Source organism: Sinorhizobium sp. NFACC03 (assembly GCF_900103435.1).
Taxonomy (GTDB): domain Bacteria; phylum Pseudomonadota; class Alphaproteobacteria; order Rhizobiales; family Rhizobiaceae; genus Ensifer.
Genome location: NZ_FMXF01000037.1, coordinates 1 through 20,394, shown reverse-complemented (window position 1 = coordinate 20,394; position 20,394 = coordinate 1). Strand labels below are relative to the sequence as shown.

Below are 20,394 nucleotides of genomic sequence, written 5' to 3'. Positions count from 1 at the left end.
TCGTAAAATGAGGAGAACGACATGAAAAATTTGGACGTAACCCGCCGCTCGACTTTGAAACTGCTGGCGACGGGCGCAGGCGTATTGGCCGCGCCATCGATCATCCGTCCCGCCTTTGCTGAGAGTAAGGTCGTCAACATCACGACCTATGACAAATTCGTACCGCAGTCCTTCATCGACCAGTTCCAGAAGGATACGGGCATCGAGGTCCGCATCCGGCTGACCGACGACCAGGGAAAGCAGTACAACCTGCTGACCGCCGAAGGTGCCACGCCTTCCACGGACATCGTGACCGTTACCGGCCACCGCCTGTCTCAGTTCATGAAGTCCAACTTGCTGGCGTCCCTCGACACCGCGCGGCTCAAGAACTGGGACAAGCTTGCCGCCGCCTACAAGGGTGCGCCGCAGCTCACCGTGGACGGCAAGACCTTCGGCGTGCCGCTGCTTGCGGGCTTTGAGGGTCTCGTACGCAACACGGAATACGCCAAGGCCTCCGATAGCTGGGGCATCATGTTCGATGACGAGAACAAGAACCTGACGTCGTACATCGTCAGCGACTTCCTCTCCATCGTCATGCGCTACCAGGGCAATGACGGCGACTATGTGACCTATGGCGGCAAGCCTGATGTAGCGCAGACCGCAACGAACCAGGCGCGTGACTTCCTGATCCAGCACAAGGACAAGGTGCGCAAATACTACGATGCGGGCTCCGAGCTGCAGCAGATGTTCGTCAACGAGGACATCTATCTGGCGCAGGCCTGGTCCGGGCCGGCCGCCAAGCTCGTCATGGACGGCCATCCGATCGAGATCTCGGTGCCCAAGGAAGGGACCTTCGGCTTCCTCTATTCGTTCAACGTCGTCAACAACGCGCCGAACGCGGCCGCCGCCTACACCTTCCTTGATGCGATCCTGTCCTCGCCGGAAATCGGCGCGGCGATGACCCGTCAGTCCGGCTTCTCTTCGGCCTTCGACGGGGTCGACAAGGTGCTGAACGACAAGGAGCGCGCGGCCCTGTCGCTGCCGCCCGAGCAGGTCGAACGCATCCAGTTCTTCAGCTCGATCAACCGCGACATGAAGAACGACATGATCGACAAGGCCGCTGCGGAGATCAAGGCAGCCTGACTGCGGCCTTCTGGGTGACCGGCGTTCCGGCCGGTCACCCATAAAAAATGGACTCTTCCAGAGCCGGGAACAAAAGAATGCTGGATACGACAACGCAACCGCGATCCGTCGGTTTGCCGACGGCACCGCGCTACGCCGGATGGATCGGCAGGGCGGCGAGTTCGGGACTCTATCGCAACACGATCGGGCTTCTCGTCGACAGCCGACGTGTGCGTCTCGCCGTGCTTGCGGGCGTGCCGCTGCTGTGGATCGCCATGCTGCACATCGGGCCGATCCTGCAGATGGCCAATATCAGCCTTCTCGCCAACTATCCGCCGCAACCCGACAAGAGCAGCGAGTACACGCTGGCAAATTACGGGCTTTTCTTTTCCGACCGGCTCTATTTCGTGCCCTTCGTCCGCAGCCTGGTCTTTGCCGCGGTGGTCACGATCTCGACGCTGGTGATCGTCTATCCCGTCGCCTACTACGTCGCGAAGGTGGTGCAGCCGAAGAACCGGATGCGGGCATTGCTGCTGTTGCTCATTCCCTTCTGGGCCGGCGAGCTGATCCGTACCTTTTCGGTCATCATGTTGCTTGCCAATCGTGGAGCGCTGAACGTGCTCCTCAGGGAATTCGGCTTCATCGACCGGCCGATCCCGATGCTCTACACCTTCTTTTCGCTGAGCTTCGGCGTCATCTACCTGCTGGCGCTCTACATGCTCCTGCCGCTCTATTCGGCGATCGAGAAGATACCGACGCCGTTGATCCAGGCGGCGGCCGATCTCGGCGCCGGGCCTTTCCAACGGTTCCGCCGGGTCATCCTGCCGCTCTCGAAAGACGGCATCGTCTCCGGTTGCAGCCTCGTCTATCTGACCGCCGTCGGCGTCTTCGCCGCGCCGCTGCTGCTGGGCGGCCCGAATTCAGTCATTTTCCCCGAGGTTATCGCGACGCTGTTCCACGGGTCGAACGACAAATGGCCGGAAGGCGCTGCGTTCTCGATGATCATGCTCGTGGTGTCGCTGACGACCGTCGGGCTTTTCATGCGAGTGGTCGGCGGCCGTTCCGTCCGGTTGATGTGAGGGCGGGCCGATGCGAACCTATTTCAACGATCTCCCCAAAACCGCGTTCGGCGCGTCCTATTGGATCTTCGCCGTCTATCTGGTCTTGCCGCTGACGCTGATGACGGCGATGAGCTTCAAGGACGCGAACTTCATCGCTTTCCCGATCGGCAATTGGACCCTTTCGTGGTACGCCAAGGTGGTCCAGGACAAGCAGTTCCTCGAAGCCTCGCTCTATTCGATCGGCATCGCACTCGCCACCACCGTTTCGGCAACGATCATCGGCGTCTGGATCGCGCTACTCGTTTCGGCGGAAAAAATCTGGGGCAAGGCGGTCATCTTCGCGCTCGCCTGTCTGCCTGCGGTCGTGCCGGGACTGATCAACGCCATTTCCATGCGCATCTTCATCCGCACCGTCGACATTCCGACCGGAACCTTCGCGATCATCCTCGCGCATGCGGTTCACGCGGTGCCCTTCGTCATCATCATGGTGCTGACTCGGCTGCGTTCGATGCCGGCCAATCTCGTCGACGCGGCGCGCGATCTCGGAGCCGATCCCTTCATCGCCTTCCTGCGCGTCACCATCCCCTATCTGATGCCGGCGCTCTTCGGCGGCATGATCTTCTGCGTCCTGACCAGTATCGACGACTTCGTCCGCACCTTCTTCCTCGGCGGCTACCAGCCGACATTGCCCATGCTGATCTTCGCCAAGGTGCAAGGGGGCATGTCGCCGGAGATTAACGCCATGGCAACGATCGTTCTCGTCGTCACCACCGCCATCGGCATCTATGCCGAGCATTTCACCCGCCGTTCCAGGAGCTGACGCGAATGCAGCCTGTCGTCCATTTCAAGAACGTCAACAAATCCTATGGGGCCCTTACCGCCGTCGACGATCTCGACCTGGCGATAGAGCCGGGCCAGTTCGTCACGTTGCTCGGCCCGTCCGGCTGCGGCAAGTCGACGACGCTGCGCATGCTCGGCGGCTTCGATAGCCCGACCTCAGGGGAGATCTATCTCGAAGGCAAGCCGATCACGCACCTGCCTCCCAACAAGCGCAACGTCAATATCGTCTTCCAGGACTACGCGCTATTCCCGCATCTGACCGTCGGCCGCAACATCGCCTTCGGCCTGGAATTGAAGGGCATGGTGCATGCGGCGATCCACAAACGGGTCACCGAGCTTCTCTCCCTTGTCTCGCTCCAGGACCATGCCGAGCGCATGCCCGCGCAGCTCTCCGGGGGACAGCGCCAGCGCGTGGCCCTGATGCGGGCGCTGGCGCCCGATCCGAACGTGCTTTTGCTCGACGAGCCGCTTTCGGCGCTCGATGCGAAGCTGCGTCAGCAGATGCAGATCGAGCTGAAGTCGATCCAGCAGAAGACCGGCAAGACCTTCATCTTCGTCACCCACGACCAGGAGGAGGCGCTGACCATGTCCGATGTCATCGTCGTGATGAATAAGGGCAGGATCGAGCAGATGGGCGGCCCCGATGAGCTCTATGCCCGGCCCCGCAGCCGTTTCGTCGCGGATTTCATCGGCCAGAGCAATTTCCTCGAGGGTGCGGTCATCTCTGTTTCCGACGGAATCGCTGCTGTCGAATGGCGCGGCGATGTCGTGCATGCGGACGTGAACGGGACGTCGCCGGTGCCCGGTGAACGCGCCACGTTGGCGCTTCGGCCGGAGGCGCTTTACTGCCTGTCGAGCAAGCCCGAAGGACGGCCGGCGCTCAAGGGGCGCGTCGATCAGCGTGTCTTCAAGGGCGCGCACACCACGCTGACCGTCGCTCTCGAAAACGGCAGCAGCCTACTGGTCCAGATCGATCCCGTGGCGCTTTCGCATATCGAGGGTGACGACGTGTGGGTGGGCTGGCGCGACCGGGACGCCGTCCTGCTGGCGAATTGAACTGGAGACCGGGATGATCAACAATCTACAACAACAGCAACGGCTTGCGGAGCTGAACGCGCGGGTCAGGCAGGACCTGAGTTATCTCAACTATCCACCGGCCAACTGGTCGAAGCCCGTCACCACATCGGATGGCGGACCGGTGAGCGATGTGGTCATCATCGGCGGCGGCATGTGCGGTCTCGTTGCCTGGCATGCCCTGACGCGCGCCGGCATCGCCAATCTTCGCATTGTCGATCGCGCGCCGAAAGGCTATGAGGGGCCATGGGTTACCTATGCACGCATGGAAACGCTGCGCTCGCCGAAGATCCTTCTTGGCCCGGCGCTCGGGGTTGCCTCGCTCAGCTTCCGTGCTTGGTTCACGGCACTCCATGGCGAAGCGGAATGGGAGGAATTGTTCCGGATTCCGCGCCCGATGTGGATGGATTACCTCCGCTGGTATCGTGATGTCATGGACATTCCGGTCGAGAATGACACGCACGTCACCCGCGTCGTGCCGCGCGCCGACGGGCTGCTGGAACTTGAAATCGCCGGTGGGGCAAAGCCTGCGATCGTCACCCGCAAATTGGTGATGGCCACCGGCCGCGACGGCCTGGGTGAACCGACCATTCCCGACTTCGTCATGGGCATTGAGCGGCATACCTCCTGGGCGCATTCGGCCGACGACATCGACTTCGATCGACTGAAGGGCAAACGCGTCGTCGTCATCGGCGTCGGCGCTTCGGCGGTCGACAATGCGGCAGAGGCGTTGGAGCAGGGGGCAGGGGAGGTGCGCCTTCTCGCCCGCCGCAAGGAGATGCCGACGGTCAACAAGCTGATGGGCATCGGTTCCTACGGGGTCACCGCAGGTTTTGCCGAGATTTCACCGGAATGGCGCTGGCGCCTGATGGACTATGCGGCCAAGCAGCAGACGCCGGCGCCGCACAACTCGACGCTGCGCGTCAGCCGGCATGCGAACGCCTATTTCCACTTCGACTGCGGTATCCGGTCGATGAAGGAGGAGGGCGGTGAAGTCGTCATCACCACCACCAGCGGCCGCATCTTCCGCACCGATTTCGTCATTCTCGGCACGGGTTTCACGATCGATCCGTTGAGCCGCGGCGAGCTAGCGCCCTATCAGGACCAGATCGCCTGCTGGGAGCACCGCTATACGCCGCCGGCAGGGGAGGAGAATCCCGGACTTGGGCGCTTTCCCTGGCTGAACGGAGACTTCTCCTTCACCGAGAAGGAGCCGGGTGCAGCACCCTGGCTGATGGATATCCATTGCTTCAACTACGGCGCATCCGTCAGCGTCGGCAAGGTCAGCGGCGATATCCCTGCCATTAGCGAGGGCGCCCTGTGGTTGGCGCGCGGTGTTGCCGCTTCGCTCTTCATTCGTGACGTTGATTACCATTGGGAAGCGCTCATCGCCTACGAGAAGCCGGAACTCGACGGGACCGAATGGGTCGATGCCGATGCGCCAACGCCGGCACAGAAGACGGCATGAACCCCTCCGAATTTCAGACGACTGGAAAAGCCAATGACCGCTCCATCGACAAATGACGTGATCGATACCGTACTCGGCCTTGATCGCTTCCCCGACCTTCAGGCGCTGCGCGAAGAGCGGGCAAAGCTGAAGCACCTGAGCCAGACGAGCTACCAGGCGGCCCTTCGTCCCGCCGAACCGCGCAATTTCTCCTATGCGCTGAGGGCTGCGCTTGCTGCACGCATGGCGGCACTCTGGAAGTCGCAGGAGCTTTCCGCGCATTTCCGGGAATTGCTCGAGAGCGAGGAGGGGGGCTCCGCCCTGGTGTGGATCGCCAATCCAGGCAACGGGGCCGAAGGTGCGGATACGCGCCTTGTTGCGATCCTCGCCCATGTCGATCTTGTCACGCTTTCCCCGAAGGAGGCGACGCGCGCCAACATCGAAAAGCTCACCGCCGCAGGGCTCGACGACCGGGACATCGTTGCGCTCGCCGGCCTCATCGCTTTCGTGAACTATCAGGTGCTGGTGGTGGCCGGCCTCAAGATGCTGAGGGACAACTGAGATGTCGCAACCCGTACACGAATTCACTGTCGAGGCGCTTGACTGGAAGCCCTACGTCAAGCCGGTCGATGTCGAAACGGCGACGGTCGAACAGATCGATGCGCTGAAGATCACGCCATCCAACAAGAAGATCTCGGACTATGTCCTGGTGCTCGCAAACGAGCCGGAAACCTTGAAGGAGCGCACGCCGCTCTTCAACGACATCATGTATAGCGAGGGCGGGCTCTCCCGCGGCGGGCGGGAGATCGGAGCGCTCGCCGCCTCCTTCGTCAATCGCTGCATCTATTGCGCGTCCGTCCACGCGGCGCGCTACATCCAGCTCGAAAAGCGGCCGGAGGTGGTGGACGAAATCTATGACCGCGGCCTCGACGCGAACTTGCCGGATTTCGAGCAGGCGCTGTTCAATTTCGGCGTCGACCTGACGGCCCATCCCGACAATGTCGGCGCCTACCAGTTCTACCATTTGCGCGAGATCGGCCTCGACGAGCTCCAGATCCTCGATCTCATTCATGCGGTCGCGATCTTCGGCTGGGCCAACCGGCTGATGCATACGCTCGGCGAACCGCACCGGCTGGATTGAGTGGGACACGCGCCTTGCGACAACGCGGGCCTTACAGTCCGCCGCTTCGACATCTCCCATCGCGACGTGCTCCGCATCGCGTTGCCGATGATGATCGCCTATTTGTCGAGCCCACTCGTCGGGCTCGTCGCGACCGGCGTCATTGGTCAGTTGCGAGACGAGGCGCTGATCGGGGGCGTGGCGCTTTCCACCGTCATTTTCGACGTCATCTTTGTCACCTTCAACTTCCTGCGCGGTGCGACCACAGGTTTCACCGCGCAGGCGCTAGGGGCGGGTGACCGCCGCGAAGAGCAGCGTATGCTCGCCAGCGGTCTCATTTTAGCGCTCGTTGCGGGGTTGGCGCTGCTCGCGCTGCAGAAGCCGATCGGCGCGCTTGGCCTTGCCGCAATGGGAGCGGAAGGGAAGGTCGCCGAGGCGGCGGCCACCTATTTCGCCTGGCGTGTCTGGTCGGCGCCGTTCGTGCTGTTCAATTTCGTGGTCTTCGGCTGGATCATCGGACGTGGCGACGCGCTCTGGGGCATGATCCTGCAAACTCTGCTGAACGGGCTGAATGCAGCGTTGAGCATCTACTGGGCCCTGGGCCTTGGCTGGGGCGTGGCGGGTGTTGCGGCCGCCTCGCTGGTGGCCGAGGCGGTTACGGCGCTGGCTGGACTTTATCTCGTCTGGGCGAAGACCGATCGAACCGCATGGAACCTGCCGAACCTTGCCGCTTTCCGTCGCGCCTTTTCCGTCAATGGCGACATGATGATCCGCTCCTTCGCGCTTCTGATCGGCCTGTCCTTCTTCACGCGCCAGAGCGGCATGCTCGGTATCGAAATTCTTGCGGCGAATACGATCCTTCTACGCTTCTATTTCTTCGGTGTCGCTTTTCTCGACGGCGTGGCAACAGCGGCGGAACAGCTTGCGGGCCGCGCCGTCGGCGCACGCTACCGGCCGGCCTTCGATCGTGCGGTCGGACTGACGACATTGTGGGGCTTCGTCTTCGCCGGTCTTGTGGCACTCGCGCTACTTGCCGCCGGAGACTGGGTGATCGGCATCACTGCCCCAACGGAGAGCGTGTCCGCGCTCGCGCATGGCTATTTGCCCTATGCCGCAGCACTTCCGATCTTCGGCATCGTCGCCTTTCAGATGGACGGCGTCTACATTGGCGCCACCTGGTCGCGACAGATGCGAAACCTGATGGTGGCGTCGCTGGTCATCTACTTTGCAGCCTGGGCGGTCCTGCAGCCTGTCTTCGGCAATGACGGACTATGGATCGCGCTGATCCTGTTCCAAAGTGCCCGCAGCGTGGCGTTTCGACTTATGCTGCCGCGGCTGGCCGATCGTACGTTTCAGACAGGAACGGTAGCGCCTGGCTGATTGCGTCGCTCGGGTGCGTCGTTCCAGGGCAGGGCGGAAGTCCAGCGGTGCGGGTTGCATCTCACGCCCCGCCGGAAGCGACGCTCTATAGACAACTTCTCGCGGACCTTGTCCGCACATTCCTACTGCAGAACGACGACGGCTTCGACCTCGAACAGCATAGGGTCGATTGCAAGCTTGGGAACGGGAACCAGGGTCTGTGCCGGCAGCGCCGTGCCGAACATTTCCTTGACGTTCTCGGTCAACACCCCAAGCTTTGACATGTCGTGGTCAACCACGAAGATCGTGAGCTTGGCGACCTGATCCGGGCGCGCGCCGAGCGCATCGAGGGCCGCGCGCAAATTCGCATAGGCCTGCTTAACCTGGACGGCGAAGTCGGGTGACAAAGCACCCGTGCCGTCTTGGCCGCCCTGTCCGGAAATGTAGGCCACCCGGGCACCGGGGGGCGTGACCACTGCGGTGCTATAGCCATTCGGCGAGGGGTCGTAGAGGGTCTTGGGATTGACGATGGTCAGCTTGCTCTCATTCGCCGTTGCCGCACTGGGAATTCCGATGTTCATGATGATTAGCCCTCCGATAAGCACATGCTTGACTGTGCGCGACATGATTTTCTCGCTCCGAACGCCATGAGCACGGCTCTCGCGCCGGCATGATTTGACCATGAGTCCGATCATTGATGAATGACTCGTACGCTGTACGATTTATTTGCATCGTACAGCGTACGAGTCAACGGGTGAGGGTCGACATTTATCGTGTTTCCGGCCAAATTCGATGGACTGATTGACGAGGAAGACGGAATGGCGGCCAAAAGTAGCGGCGCGCGGACGAAACGATCACAACGGACGAATGTGAAACGCCAACCCGGGCAGGAACCTCGCAGTGACCGCTCGCTTTCTCTTGAGCGTATCGTAACGACCGCGGTGGAGCTGCTGGACGCTGAAGGCGTCGACGGGTTGACGATGCGCCGGCTGGCCGATCGCTGCGGCTCGGGGGTGATGAGCCTCTATTGGCACGTCGACACAAAGGAGGATGTCTTCGATCTCGCACTCGACTCGGTGCTCGAATATCGCGGCCCTTGGCAAACAGGTGAGTCCCAGGACTGGCGTTCAGAAGTCGTCCATATGCTCGAAGACTGGCGCGCCAGCATGCTGCGTCATCCTTGGTCGGCATCGCTTTTGCCGAGCCGGGCACTTGGCGCAAACGTCCTCGGCCGTCTGGAGCTGCTCGGCACGGCCTTGTCCAGAGCCGGTGTCGCAGACGCGGATCTGAACGTGACAATCTGGTCGCTTTGGAACCATGTCCTGGGCGCCACCGTCACGCTCGCGAGCTTCGACCGATCGGACGAAGACAAGGCGGCCGCGCAGCAGCGCCTGACGCAGCTCAGTGAACGCTATCCGACGATCGAGCGCTCGCGGCTGTTGCTGGACAACGATTGGGACGGCACCTTCAGGAAGGGCCTTGATTTCCTGCTCGATGGCCTGACCCCGAAACAGTGAGGACGTTCGCGTCGAGGCAGTCTTGTCGACGTGCTGTTAGCGGCGTCGTCTCAAGCACATGCAAGCGAGGACAGGAGGGCTACATGACTGTGGCGGCAGGGTTGAGCTGTCCGTTTCTGTGCAAAGTGTCACTCTGGGCACGTCTTCAGCCAGTTAGAAATGCCGACATGTCCGCTTGCGCTGAGGCGAGCCCCGACCGGACCGGCTGGGCCGGGTTGCAAGGGAGGGGGCGGGTGAGACCCACACTTCGGCGTAAGGTTTAGGATGTCAGATCAGTCGATCGTTCCCCAGGCGCGCGCGAGAAAAAGAAAGAGAGAGAGGAGAGAGCAAATTGTGAAGTTCAGATCACTGACCTTCCTTAAGAATTCCGGCAAAGCGTACACGATTATTCCCCACGCTTGCGGGATGAGCCATAGAGTGGTACATTCACTCGAAATTGGAGACGTGAATGATCGTCGGTTTTCGGGACGAATGGTTGCGGGCCTTCTTTGTGGAGGATGTCCACTCCCGGAACATTCCAGCCGACCTCGAAAACCGGTTGTTCCGCAAACTGCAGATGATCGACGACGCGACGACAGATCAAGACTTGCGTGTGCCGCCCAGCAACCATTTCGAGAAACTGCGCGGTAATCTCGATGGTTTGCATTCAATCCGCGTCAACAAGCAATGGCGGGTGGTCTTTCGATGGGATGGCAGTCGTGGTGAGGCATCCGAGGTCTATCTTGACGACCATAGCTATCGATGAGGTGACAGATGCTGATGACCAAGCGTAAGCCGGCGACGGTCGGCGAAATCCTGACGGAAGAATTCATGCAGCCGCTTGACCTGACGCAGGCGGCCTTGGCCGAGGCAATGGGCGTCCAGCGCAAGCATGTGAACGAATTGTGCAACGACCGCCGCAACGTGACGGCGGCAACCGCGCTGATTCTGGCGCGCGTGTTTGGTAACAGCCCGGACTTCTGGCTCAACGTGCAGCGGCGCAGCGACTTATGGGATGCCATGCACAGCCCCAAGGAACTGGCGCGGATCGAGCGCGCGAAGCCGCTGGCGACAGCGGCATAGCCCGAAGCGCCTCTAGGCCGGTTGCTTGAGCGAAACCGCCATGGCACGCAAATCTCCGCGGCATCGAGGCGAGAGGGCGCCTTTTTCGTCGGGCAATGTCTGTATAGCGGCTACTTCCCAAGGGTTGCTGACGATATCCGCAAGGAGCGGCGGCCGCGTTTGAGGAAGCTTGTGCGGCACCCGCAATTGTGCGACCTGGGCCCCGCTACATGCAATGTGGCAGCCAAGTTGAACTGTCCGCTTTGGCGCAAAAATGTCAATTTGAGCTGCCCTACGGCACGACGACCAGCCCGATCTGACCGGCTGATCCGATTGCAAGATCAGATCGGGACGGGTGGTGGCCGTCTCTTCGGCTTTAGCTTTCTCAGTAGCAATTGTTTTGTCGCCGGTTGATACTCGCTTGCACCTGCATAAGGCGAGGTAGGGATCACAGCCGCACGATGCTTCCGGAAATCAAGCTGCATGGTGACGTCGATGTCGCCGCACTGTCCCCACTTCTTCGCGGTATGCTTCTTTCGGTTGCCTATGCTGCCGGTGAGGGCGGCATAGGATTGACGGCGGCCGGCGCCATGAACCGCAAGTTCGTGCATTGGGCCGCTGTGCACTTCCTCTGGCCAGGATTCACAGCCGAAGACCTCTACAGCATGAACAAGGTGCTCAATGAAAACGACATGCCGCCGCTTTGGGTCGTGCGCGACATGACCCGTCATCTGAAGCTTCTTCGCCGGAAAAAAGATGTGCTGCTGCCAACCAGACGCGGCCGGGAGTTCCTGGTGAACCCGAAAGCCTTCTTCGATCTGATCGCCACGGATTATCTCTATTCGTATGTCCACACCACCGAGCGGGAAGAGGAGGTCAGAGCGCGGCTACGCTGGTGGCGCATGTTCCTCAATCTTCTCAATATCAAGGCCAGAGAAGGGTGCACGCCAATGGACGTTGTGAAGATCCTCTGTCCAGACTTGGCGCCTCTGTCGGACACCGAAATGACCATAGAAGCCTGGAAGTTGAAATCCGATCTCCAATACGGCGTCTTTCGACGCTTGTGCTGGCTCGGTGTGCTCTATGAGGCACGAGAGGGGCTCACGCTCCTCCAGGATGGAGCCTTTCATAAGACGCCACTTTGGCCAGCTTGCCTGCAGCTGGAATCGGATACGCAGAGCGACATCGGCGTGCATTGACGCTCTTTATTCCGCCGCTGGCTGCCTCATCAACGCTTTCTCTCGTCGCGCGATCACCGCCGGATCGTTCATGAAATCCGTCCGCCGGCCAGGCTTAGCTTGCCGGTGGCATCGTCAATGTAGACGAGTAGGGCGCATTTGGGACCACGGCTCTCGAACCACCAATGAAGCGAGCCGTCGATCTGAACGAGTTCGCCGAAACAATCGCGCCGGCCGCGCGGCTGGAAGACCCGCTTCTTGCGCTCGCGTCGCGACACCCAAATGCCGGCTTCCATCATCCATTGACGCAGCGTCTCCTTGCTGACGGCAATCCGGTGGCGTTCGATCAACTTCTCGGCCGCCAAGGTCGGACCGAAATCGACATAATGCTCACGCACCAGGTCGAGCACCAGGTTGCGGAAATCCTCGCTGTGACGTCGGTTGCTCGGACGGCCGCGCTTCTTCGACACCAGACCGTCGGCGCCGGCCCGGTCATAGGCTTGCAACAGCCGGTGGACCTGACTGCGGCAGAGGCCGAGCAACTCTGCCGCCTCGACGACTCCGAACGCTCATGGTCTCAACCTTCCAAACGTTGACGTTTGACCAGCATCCCAAGAGGCGACGACTGTCGCATCTCTAAAATGTACCTGCATACACACAATGTGGCAGCAAGGTTGAACTGTCCACGTTGGCGCAAAGTAGAAATGTCACTTTGGGCGGCGCGTCGTCAGCCATTTAGACATGCGACACTCGACATCTCCACTGGCGCTGAGGCAAGCCCCCGACCGGACCGGCTGGACCGGGTTGCAAGGGAAGGGAGGCGGGTGAACCAGTTCGATGGGACGGTAATCGACCCCATCGAGGAAGAAACCGAAGCCGAGGCCTGCCCTGAAGCAGCTGAGTGATCAGCCGCTAACCGGTCGCGGTCGTCTCCGCCGCGACCGGTTACTGAAAAACTGATCCCTTCGTTGTTGTTCTCATTGACAACAGGACGAGGTGTTGCTATGGATAACAACATGAAAGCCGTGCTGATCGAGAAATCCCGAGAGGTCATCAACGACACCGCCTTTTTCGAAGTCGTGTTGTGGCATCTGCCGGAACCGGTACCGGGCAGCGCACATCCGTTCAAATACAGGCTTGCGCTCGTCGTGAATGGAGAATGCGTGCTCCGGTATGACAACGAGCGCGGCAAAGGCGATCATCGTCACATCGGTGCTCGCGAGGAAGCCATAGGGTTCACCACCCTCGAGGCTCTCTTCGATGCCTTTCAGGCGGATATGGAAAGGATACTGGGATGACGACATTGACTGTACGTTTGGGCACGATCGACGACATCAGAGCCCGGTTTGTTGCGGCAGGCAAGCTCGCACTGTCCGGCAAAGCCGTCGAAGCGAGACCGTCCGTCGAGTTTTCGAGCTATGATGACTTGCACCGTATTCTAGCCCCCTTGCGTCTCGCCATCGTTAAGGCTCTGGCCGGACAGGGCCCGCTTCCCATCCGCGAGGTTGCCCGGCGCGTGGACCGTGATGTGCAGGCCGTTCATCGCGACGTGACAACACTTATCAATGCGGGTGTCATCGATCGGCATGAGAATGGTGTCGAGTTTCCGTATGACAGCATCCATTTCGAATTCGATGTGACGGCCGAAAAGGCGGCCTGATCGCGCCGCCACCGTATGCCCCTTCCGCAGCGATCGGCGCCAGCTTAAAGCGCCCGCCCGAATTGGGTCATGCCCTGGCCGCCCTTGGCATCCTTCCTCGCAACCCGGAACACCGAATGCTTGTCGGAATAGAAGGCGACTGGAGCACCATGCCTTCAGATAGAGTTCCAGCGCCTCGAAATAGCTGAACGCACTTTCCGATCGTACAAACCGCAACTGCATCAGCTTGCCGGTCGCATCGTCGATGAACACCAGCAATGAACATGGATCACCGCGATCTTCGAACCAGCGATGCTCGGAACCGTCGATCTGAACCAGCTCGCCGTAGGCCTCGCGCCGCAGCCGCGGCTGATGGAACGTCCGTCGCTGCTTGCGCGACAGCCACAGGCCGGCCTCCGACATCCATTGGCGCAAGGTCTCGCGCGACACCGTCAGACCATCACGCTCCGCAAGCTTCTCGGCCGCCAGCGTCGGACCAAAGTCCGCGTAGCGCTCGCGCACGATCGCCATGGCGTAATCGCGTACGCCGTCGCAGATCCGGTTGTTCGATGGCCGGCCGATCGCCTGGTGCCGGAGCGACGCCGCACCGCCAGCGCCGATCCGCTCCAACAGACGACGCACCTGGCGGGTACTCAAGCCAAGCACATGTGCCGCCGACACCAGCGTCATCCGCCCGGCAATCACTTTCGACAAGACCTCAATCCGCTGCAGGTCACGCTCGCTCATCGCAATCAATCCCATCCGCAATCTCCCAGGTCATCAAAACCCGGGGAGAGTGACATTCCAACTTTGCAGGATCAGGTGAGCGTCGTCCCATAATCCTGGATTCGAGCGCATTGCTTTTGTTCGGAAATTCCGCCGTGTAACCAGGTAGATATTGGACTCAAAGTCCCACCGTCTTGGATCGGCCGGAGACCTGCCACCATAATATTGGATTGGATTTTCCAGGTGGAATCAACGCTTTCATGGCGCTTCCTACGATTGGACTACGGGGAGGGAGCGGGGTAAAGCAGCCCGCGACCTGATCGCTCTCAGCGACGCAGAATGCGCCCGCATTCCGATCGGATGATTTCGGAAATCGCGATGAGGAGCGGGTTTGCGGGATCGTCTAGTACGGGATCCAACCCTTCGTCTTCGGTGACGAGATAGTCTGCAGCCCATCCGAGGAGGTGCCGGGTAGTCAGGGCGATAGGGCTTACCGGGTTGGCTTTCAGCCACCGTGAAACATGTCCGGCTGCGGATTCGCATCCGTCTTTCAACACCGCGTAGCCAGTTTGCAGATCCCGCGCCGAGAAGGTAGGGACCGAGTACTGCCGCGGGCTGTTCAGAAACCGCCCCAGAAACTCGGCGCAGTCGATGAAGTCTGCCAAAAAGCGGTCCGATGGCAAGGCGCCGGGATCGAGGAGACAGCGGATGACGAAGGAACAATCAGGTCCTTATCGTCGCCGATGCAAACGTCAGGGGCGCGCTCGTGTGTGGACGTCTCAAAATTCGGCCACCATCGACCGGAGGCATAGGCTTGTCGCACCGGGATCAAGGGGCGCCCGTGGATCGGGCAGGTCCGAAAGCACTCGAGGTGCCACCAGACGCGGTGATACGGCACAGCATTCCGGCATTGAGGGCAGTGCAGCCTCCGTGCCCAACGGAAGTGGCGCTTGGACAAATTCTGGCCCGCCAACATCACACCACCACCGGCATCCAATGGCGTCCAGTATTGAAGTCGGGCTGTCGATCAGAGGTTGGTGCATGGTCACATACCTCAGGCGTTTGACGATACGCGCGCCGGCGGAATGCTCGAACGCCCATCTGAATGGGGTGAAAACCTAGATGCCGAACTGGCTGCAATAGCTTGCAGAAGCGGTGGTTTCGAACGAGGCGCAGCAATGGGGCCAAAAGCAAGCCTTGCGGTTTCGATTATGATTGTTACCGTCGGGCTGGTGTTTTTTGCTACCTAGCACCGGAATTTTGCGTGGCAGCTCCTTAGCCTTGTCACTGGTTGTCCTCGTGCATTAGAAATAGTTGAAGTTGCTCAGGACATAGATATGCTGCTTAAGCGTGAGATACTCGTCGGGGATCGAGCATGCGTATCTATTTCGCCCTACTGGCTCTTGTTGCGAGCTTCATGCTGTTTATCTCGCACGCAACCGCGGCCGTTTCTATCGAGCAGTTTCCTCTCGAATCAGGGCAGATCTTTCTGATCCTCAAAGGGCAGTTTGAGGCAACGGACAAGCCAGAGGCGCTCGCTCTGGCGGTCACAACATCGGGTGCGCGTGTTGTTACGTTCAATAGCAACGGCGGAAATGTTCGAGCGGCCATGGCATTCGGGCGAGCAATCCGGGCTCTCGGCCTCGAAACTATCCAACTGCGAGCAGCGGAATGTGCCTCGGCGTGCGCGCTTGCGTTCGTTGGTGGCGTTAGGCGGGTTGCAGAGCCCGGTTCTATTGGAGTCCATCAGTCCTCATTCTCAAATGATGCTTCGATAGGGGGGCAAGAAGCCGTTGCCGCGGTGCAGGCGATGACTGCGGAGATCATGACCTATCTTGCCGAGATGGGAGTCAATCCCACGCTGCTTCAGTTGAGCCTGTCGATCCCCAGTACCGATATCCGCTATCTAACCGCTGCTGAGATGGCGCAGTTCCACATTCGGGCCTGGGGCGGGCGATGGCCGCGTCACTACCGCCGAAGCCACGGCACCTTCTGGACAGGAAACGTCGCCTGCAGCCAAGCCTTCACGCGAGAGCTTGGCGCTTACGTTCGTTGCCCAATATCATGTCGCATGGTCGCGGACGAACACCGAGGCGCTCGCCTACATGCGGATAGCGTATGCTGACCAGGTGAGCTTTTACGGAAAGGATGTTTCGCGAGACGATGTCCTGGAGGAGAAAGCAACCTTCGCCGCGCGGTGGCCGAGAAGGGCATACAGCGTGAAGCACGGTTCCGAGCGGGTCGCTTGTGGATCGACCTGCACAGTAAGCGGAGTCGTCGAGTGGTTCGCGCATAGCCCCCAGCGCGCAAGAACGTCTTCTGGAGCGGCCGACTTCTCTGTGGTCTTGGATCCCGAAAACAAGCGGATACTAGCGGAGAGAGGCAAGGTGGTTGCCTCGGACAAGAAGGCGAACGCGCCGATCCGGATCATAGCTCAATGGCAAGACCAGAACGGTGAGTGCCGGGGAGGGGGTGGTGGCTCCGACGACACCCTTCGGGCCTGCGACCGTCGAGAGGCCATCGGGGCGAAGCTTGAGGCCATTGGCTGGTGTTATGGGCGAGATGGCGAGTATGGCTACCAATTGTATTGGCACCTCTGTGGCAGGTAGATCCAATCGGATGCGGCAGTGGTGAAAACCTGACGGCTGGTACCGGAGCAGAAATGCCGATTTCGACCCAAAGCTGCCCGCATCCCGCCGATTTGGAAGAGCAGAAATGGGTAAGAGCGGACACTGTAGATGTCCGTGAAGCGGCCCGTAATTGCATTATCCCTAATAACAATCTTTGCTTGTGTATGCAAACTTCAAATGGTATATATACTGCCATCATATGGATTAACAGGTGTGGTGCGGCTGTGAGCCACCAGTATCGTATACGCAATTCATATTTTTATACTTCGACATTGTAGTAAGCCCGCGACAGGCGATCATGGTCTCCGTCTCGTCGGCGCGGACAAGAAGCTCAAATGAGCTCAACCGTCCCCTAGCGATATCCGACTGCTCTCCCGTGCGAACGCAAATGGGAGGCCACTATCGCTATGACCATTTTAAAAAAGGCACCCGTATGATTGATCGGTTCTTTGGAGTACTCTTTGGGAAGAAAAGCAGCGACATGTCGCCGATCGAGCCTGCCGAGATGGCTATGCGGCTCGTGGAGAATTTAGCCGCGACGTCGAAGATGCGGGCTGAAGCGCAGAAGAGTTACGAACCATACATTATGCTTACCCCCGCAGTGCCGATACCCGCACAGAAAAACGCTGGATGGTTTGGTGGAGCGCCATGTCTGCCCGACGATGTTGCTTGGCCCGAGATAGATGGCGAGCCCCTGCGCTTTGCATGTCAAATAGACCTCTCCGCTCTCCCGCAGGACCTCTGGTCTGGCCTCGGCCCGAGACAGGGCTGGCTCTCAGTCTTCTTTCACCCAGAAAACATGACGCCTAGGGTGCTCCACGTCGACGGTACGCTGAAATGGCGTGACGGACCTGGACAAGCGGATGCAGTCTGGTTTTGGCCGCGCTCATACAGGGGTCGAGCGCGGGTACAGGATCACTCAGCGGAATGGCCAATCTCGATCACGGAACATTTGGGTGCGCTTCCTCCCCCAAAAGGATGGCGCAAAGGGAAGGCGCCCGGCTTTCCCGACCCGCGTGATTCTGAATCCCCCGATTTGGCCAACCCCGCCTTCCAGCCGATCAACGAAGTAACGCTCACAGTCCTCCTGGAGTCGATTGCCGATCACTTCGACGCAAAGAAACGCCAGATCGACCACCTGCTCGACAAGAAGATACACGATGACGACAAGACCGAGCTCTCCCGACTGAAGGAAGAAAGCGGCGGCTCGATGGAGCGGTTTGCACACATTCGAGAGAAACTGTCACCTTTCACCAAGGCATTCGAGATAAAACCCGTCAACGACCTGGTGCCCCAGTACGCGTCAATCCCGACACATGACATATGCTATTTGAAAGATGACGAAGAAGGATACGCAGTAATAAGTTTCTCGGCTCTGAGACTGTGTGACAAGCCGAACGCTTGGTGGTCCGGTTCTTATGCGCACTCGCTCTATCAGCACGCCGTTTACACCTATACCCGTAACCCCCAGGCACTACCTGCCGAAGTGCGCGAACGGATGGAAACGATCTGGCGTTTTGAAGCTCTGCATGAACGTGGCGCCATGGGCCATGCGCCGATCGGCCATGTGTACACGCCACATGGACCGGCGACGCCGAATGCGGTTCTGCTGGAACTTCCGACAAGCGACATGGTGGGATGGGCTTGGGGCGACATGTATTCGATCGTCTTGTTCATAAATCGGGATGAACTGGCGCACGGCAATTTCGACAACGTAATGTTCGAAATCACGAACTAGAAATGCTGTGATCCAAGCGACCAGTCATTGTTGTCACTCAAGGGCGCGATGAGGCCCAGCCAGGGTTATAGCTGAAGGCATTTTCCCCATTCCTCAGCGTTGCAACAGGGTAATGTTCCAGATGAACCATCAAGGGAACGCAGTTATGAGCAAAGTCACGGAAGAGGAAGTGATCGAGAGGGATGATAGGTGGCTATCCGCAGCTCTCATCGTCGAAGATCCTTATGATCTGAGTCCATACTTTCAGTGCTACTGCAATGTCCTTCCGGAGCGGCCAATAATCACGGGAATTCAGGAAGCTGAACCTTTGCTCAACATGCGAGGCAACAAAGTGTTGAGCTATTGCCTTGAGACCAATATTGGTAAGTTGCGGGTAATCAAGATGGCCGAAGGTATGGTTCTTGCGCCGTTCGAAGACGGCGACATATCTACGGCACAAGGCAGATCAGCTTTCCTGAAAACTGCGCTCATATGCATTCCGCTTGATTGGGAGCGTAGTGTGGAGCACGCCGGGCACATAGAGACCGCCGGTGCCGTCGGAACCGCGATGCTCCGCGAAATGTCGAAGCCGAAGCCAATTTGCCTTCAAGCAAGGTTCAGCCATCCAAGCATGGGGCTGAACGAGCCCGAAGGCTTCTGCTTTCTGTTTCGAGTAGAAGACCGGTCCGAGCTCTTTCTAACAATATCCCACAGCGGGGCTATCCTCACGACGCCCGAACCGCCATTTGAAATCATTGCCAGCAAGTCAAAAAAGGACACCGAAAGAGCACTGGCAGATTTTCGCACGAGAATTCGGAAATAAAATTTTGAAAAACGACATTGCGGTCGTTCGAGCCATTCCTTGCGTCTGCTTTCGACGACCGCATCGGATCGAGGAACGAACCCGCTGCGCGGGAGGGCGTCTGCGGCTGAGGTAGAGGGCGCAGAGCTGCCGTTCCCCGGTGTCAGATCGAACGGCAGCAATCGGGTGGAGAGCGGAAGTTCCCGTTCGTCCCCTCAACGGGGATAGCGCGCCGCACAAGCGGACGTTTGACGTTTGTGCACTAATGTTGGTTATCGACCAAGGCCAGCCTCAAGCCAAATAGACATGGGAGCAAGACGCCAGTAAAATTTGAGCAATGGGTGCTGGGAAGGCGCCATTGGATATGGCCTACGAATCCATCAAACGCCGGCTTGCTGCCATTTTGGCCACTGACGTGGTCGGTTACAGCCGGCTCATGGGGCGGGACGAGAAAGGCACCCACACGCTGCTCATGGCGCGGTGGAAAGAGGTGCTGGAGCCGCTCGTCGCAATCCATCAGGGCCGCGTCTTCCGATCTGAACCAGTTCGCCGAAACAATCGCGCCGGCCGCGCGGCTGGAAAACCCGCTTCTTGCGCTCGCGTCGCGACAGCCAGAGGCCGGCCTCCATCATCCACTGACGCAACGTCTCCTTGCTGACGGCAATCCGATGGCGCTCGATCAGCTTCTCGGCCGCCAACGTTGGTCCAAAATCCACGTAATGCTCACGCACCAGGTCGAGCACCAGATTGCGGAAATCCTCGCTGTGACGCCGATTGCTCGGACGGCCGCGCTTCTTCGATACCAGGCCGTCGGCGCCGGCCAGATCATAGGCCTGCAACAGCCGATGGACCTGACTGCGGCTGAGACGAAGCAACTCGGCCGCCTCGACGACGCTCAGGCTGCCGCGAATCCGCTGGATGAGTTCAAGGCGATGCAATTCTTTCTGCGACATGACAATCAAACAAGACATGACGACTCCGAACACAGATGGCCTTGGCCACGATGCAAGTCGCTGATCTTGCTTCCCAACGCTGACGTTCGACCAGCATCCCAAGAGGCGACGACTGTCGCATCTCTAACTGGCCTATATGTCGCATTTCTAAAATGCCGCTACACACAATGTGGCAGCCAAGTTGAACTG

At 59.5% G+C, this 20,394-nt stretch carries 19 protein-coding genes and 3 pseudogenes; 17 read left to right on the top strand and 5 right to left on the bottom strand.

Annotated features, from left to right (window positions below; all coding sequences use genetic code 11):
* Positions 1–21: 21 nt before the first annotated feature.
* The 8 genes from BLU35_RS30010 to BLU35_RS29975 all read left to right on the top strand — a co-directional run bounded on the left by BLU35_RS30010 (position 22) and on the right by BLU35_RS29975 (position 8,023).
* Complete coding sequence (locus BLU35_RS30010) at positions 22–1,122, top strand: extracellular solute-binding protein (RefSeq protein ID WP_093235792.1); 1,101 nt, start codon at positions 22–24, stop codon at positions 1,120–1,122.
* Positions 1,123–1,199: 77 nt separating this feature from the next.
* Complete coding sequence (locus BLU35_RS30005; protein WP_082641175.1) at positions 1,200–2,180, top strand: ABC transporter permease; 981 nt, start codon at positions 1,200–1,202, stop codon at positions 2,178–2,180.
* Positions 2,181–2,190: 10 nt separating this feature from the next.
* Complete coding sequence (locus BLU35_RS30000; protein ID WP_093235791.1) at positions 2,191–2,982, top strand: ABC transporter permease; 792 nt, start codon at positions 2,191–2,193, stop codon at positions 2,980–2,982.
* A gap of 5 nt (positions 2,983–2,987) precedes the next feature.
* Positions 2,988–4,058: an ABC transporter ATP-binding protein gene (locus BLU35_RS29995; protein ID WP_093235790.1), complete on the top strand. Its 1,071-nt coding sequence runs from the start codon at positions 2,988–2,990 to the stop codon at positions 4,056–4,058.
* Between the two features lie 13 nt (positions 4,059–4,071).
* Complete coding sequence (locus tag BLU35_RS29990; RefSeq protein WP_093235789.1) at positions 4,072–5,544, top strand: NAD(P)-binding domain-containing protein; 1,473 nt, start codon at positions 4,072–4,074, stop codon at positions 5,542–5,544.
* Positions 5,545–5,577: 33 nt separating this feature from the next.
* Positions 5,578–6,084, top strand: coding sequence for a CMD domain-containing protein (locus BLU35_RS29985; protein ID WP_093235787.1), 507 nt, complete (start codon positions 5,578–5,580; stop codon positions 6,082–6,084).
* A gap of 1 nt (position 6,085) precedes the next feature.
* On the top strand, positions 6,086–6,664 hold the full coding sequence (locus BLU35_RS29980) for a peroxidase-related enzyme (RefSeq protein ID WP_093235786.1): 579 nt from the start codon (positions 6,086–6,088) through the stop codon (positions 6,662–6,664).
* Complete coding sequence (locus BLU35_RS29975; RefSeq protein WP_286161669.1) at positions 6,665–8,023, top strand: MATE family efflux transporter; 1,359 nt, start codon at positions 6,665–6,667, stop codon at positions 8,021–8,023. It abuts the gene before it with no gap.
* 122 nt (positions 8,024–8,145) lie between these two features.
* Here the strand turns inward: BLU35_RS29975 and BLU35_RS29970 are convergent, their stop codons facing one another.
* Positions 8,146–8,628 carry a RidA family protein gene (locus BLU35_RS29970; RefSeq protein WP_058324453.1) on the bottom strand — a complete coding sequence of 161 codons (483 nt, stop codon included), beginning with the start codon at positions 8,626–8,628 and terminating at the stop codon, positions 8,146–8,148.
* Between the two features lie 192 nt (positions 8,629–8,820).
* Here BLU35_RS29970 and BLU35_RS29965 point away from each other — a divergent pair, with 192 nt between their 5' ends.
* The 4 genes from BLU35_RS29965 (at position 8,821) to BLU35_RS29945 (ending at position 11,759) form a co-directional block, all read left to right on the top strand.
* Positions 8,821–9,519, top strand: a complete 699-nt coding sequence (locus BLU35_RS29965) for a TetR/AcrR family transcriptional regulator (RefSeq protein WP_093235784.1) — start codon at positions 8,821–8,823, stop codon at positions 9,517–9,519.
* A gap of 448 nt (positions 9,520–9,967) precedes the next feature.
* Complete coding sequence (locus BLU35_RS29960; RefSeq protein WP_093235783.1) at positions 9,968–10,264, top strand: type II toxin-antitoxin system RelE/ParE family toxin; 297 nt, start codon at positions 9,968–9,970, stop codon at positions 10,262–10,264.
* 8 nt (positions 10,265–10,272) lie between these two features.
* The gene (locus tag BLU35_RS29955; protein ID WP_037134101.1) at positions 10,273–10,581 is read left to right on the top strand and encodes a HigA family addiction module antitoxin; all 309 of its coding nucleotides are present in this window, start codon (positions 10,273–10,275) and stop codon (positions 10,579–10,581) included.
* Between the two features lie 440 nt (positions 10,582–11,021).
* The gene (locus BLU35_RS29945; RefSeq protein ID WP_093235781.1) at positions 11,022–11,759 is read left to right on the top strand and encodes a hypothetical protein; all 738 of its coding nucleotides are present in this window, start codon (positions 11,022–11,024) and stop codon (positions 11,757–11,759) included.
* A 95-nt stretch (positions 11,760–11,854) separates the two neighbouring features.
* Here BLU35_RS29945 and BLU35_RS29940 read toward each other — a convergent pair.
* Positions 11,855–12,298: pseudogene (locus BLU35_RS29940) on the bottom strand (helix-turn-helix domain-containing protein); the annotation flags it as partial.
* Between the two features lie 456 nt (positions 12,299–12,754).
* Here BLU35_RS29940 and BLU35_RS29935 point away from each other — a divergent pair.
* On the top strand, positions 12,755–13,036 hold the full coding sequence (locus tag BLU35_RS29935; RefSeq protein ID WP_093235779.1) for a toxin-antitoxin system TumE family protein: 282 nt from the start codon (positions 12,755–12,757) through the stop codon (positions 13,034–13,036).
* Entirely contained in the window at positions 13,033–13,398 is a 366-nt protein-coding gene (locus BLU35_RS29930; protein WP_093235778.1) for an HVO_A0114 family putative DNA-binding protein, read from the top strand. Before BLU35_RS29935 ends, BLU35_RS29930 begins: the two co-directional genes overlap by 4 nt.
* Before the next feature lie 47 nt (positions 13,399–13,445).
* Here the strand turns inward: BLU35_RS29930 and BLU35_RS29925 are convergent.
* A pseudogene (locus BLU35_RS29925) lies at positions 13,446–14,139 on the bottom strand (ISNCY family transposase); the annotation flags it as partial.
* 290 nt (positions 14,140–14,429) lie between these two features.
* Positions 14,430–14,768, bottom strand: a complete 339-nt coding sequence (locus BLU35_RS29920) for a hypothetical protein (RefSeq protein ID WP_093235777.1) — start codon at positions 14,766–14,768, stop codon at positions 14,430–14,432.
* Between the two features lie 710 nt (positions 14,769–15,478).
* Here BLU35_RS29920 and BLU35_RS36440 point away from each other — a divergent pair.
* The 3 genes from BLU35_RS36440 (at position 15,479) to BLU35_RS29905 (ending at position 19,273) form a co-directional block, all read left to right on the top strand.
* Positions 15,479–16,228, top strand: coding sequence for a COG3904 family protein (locus BLU35_RS36440; RefSeq protein WP_286161668.1), 750 nt, complete (start codon positions 15,479–15,481; stop codon positions 16,226–16,228).
* Positions 16,229–17,121: 893 nt separating this feature from the next.
* On the top strand, positions 17,122–18,471 hold the full coding sequence (locus BLU35_RS29910) for a DUF1963 domain-containing protein (protein WP_176907495.1): 1,350 nt from the start codon (positions 17,122–17,124) through the stop codon (positions 18,469–18,471).
* Positions 18,472–18,616: 145 nt separating this feature from the next.
* Positions 18,617–19,273 carry a hypothetical protein gene (locus BLU35_RS29905; protein WP_143033021.1) on the top strand — a complete coding sequence of 219 codons (657 nt, stop codon included), beginning with the start codon at positions 18,617–18,619 and terminating at the stop codon, positions 19,271–19,273.
* 512 nt (positions 19,274–19,785) lie between these two features.
* On the opposite strand, the pseudogene BLU35_RS29900 reads toward BLU35_RS29905, so the two are convergent.
* Positions 19,786–20,223 (bottom strand): annotated as a pseudogene (locus BLU35_RS29900) (helix-turn-helix domain-containing protein); the annotation flags it as partial.
* Positions 20,224–20,394 lie beyond the last annotated feature (171 nt).

Excerpts from the sequence above, each read along its gene's own strand:
- BLU35_RS29990 (WP_093235789.1), top strand. The coding sequence starts at position 4,072 with ATGATCAACAATCTACAACAACAGCAACGGCTTGCGGAGCTGAACGCG.
- BLU35_RS29910 (WP_176907495.1), top strand. The coding sequence starts at position 17,122 with ATGGGAGGCCACTATCGCTATGACCATTTTAAAAAAGGCACCCGTATG.
- BLU35_RS36440 (WP_286161668.1), top strand. The coding sequence starts at position 15,479 with ATGCGTATCTATTTCGCCCTACTGGCTCTTGTTGCGAGCTTCATGCTG.
- BLU35_RS29955 (WP_037134101.1), top strand. The coding sequence starts at position 10,273 with ATGCTGATGACCAAGCGTAAGCCGGCGACGGTCGGCGAAATCCTGACG.
- BLU35_RS30000 (WP_093235791.1), top strand. The coding sequence starts at position 2,191 with ATGCGAACCTATTTCAACGATCTCCCCAAAACCGCGTTCGGCGCGTCC.
- BLU35_RS29905 (WP_143033021.1), top strand. The coding sequence starts at position 18,617 with ATGAGCAAAGTCACGGAAGAGGAAGTGATCGAGAGGGATGATAGGTGG.
- BLU35_RS30010 (WP_093235792.1), top strand. The coding sequence starts at position 22 with ATGAAAAATTTGGACGTAACCCGCCGCTCGACTTTGAAACTGCTGGCG.
- BLU35_RS29930 (WP_093235778.1), top strand. The coding sequence starts at position 13,033 with ATGACGACATTGACTGTACGTTTGGGCACGATCGACGACATCAGAGCC.
- BLU35_RS29965 (WP_093235784.1), top strand. The coding sequence starts at position 8,821 with ATGGCGGCCAAAAGTAGCGGCGCGCGGACGAAACGATCACAACGGACG.
- BLU35_RS30005 (WP_082641175.1), top strand. The coding sequence starts at position 1,200 with ATGCTGGATACGACAACGCAACCGCGATCCGTCGGTTTGCCGACGGCA.
- BLU35_RS29985 (WP_093235787.1), top strand. The coding sequence starts at position 5,578 with ATGACCGCTCCATCGACAAATGACGTGATCGATACCGTACTCGGCCTT.
- BLU35_RS29960 (WP_093235783.1), top strand. The coding sequence starts at position 9,968 with ATGATCGTCGGTTTTCGGGACGAATGGTTGCGGGCCTTCTTTGTGGAG.
- BLU35_RS29995 (WP_093235790.1), top strand. The coding sequence starts at position 2,988 with ATGCAGCCTGTCGTCCATTTCAAGAACGTCAACAAATCCTATGGGGCC.
- BLU35_RS29970 (WP_058324453.1), bottom strand. The coding sequence starts at position 8,628 with ATGTCGCGCACAGTCAAGCATGTGCTTATCGGAGGGCTAATCATCATG.
- BLU35_RS29945 (WP_093235781.1), top strand. The coding sequence starts at position 11,022 with ATGCTTCCGGAAATCAAGCTGCATGGTGACGTCGATGTCGCCGCACTG.
- BLU35_RS29935 (WP_093235779.1), top strand. The coding sequence starts at position 12,755 with ATGAAAGCCGTGCTGATCGAGAAATCCCGAGAGGTCATCAACGACACC.
- BLU35_RS29980 (WP_093235786.1), top strand. The coding sequence starts at position 6,086 with ATGTCGCAACCCGTACACGAATTCACTGTCGAGGCGCTTGACTGGAAG.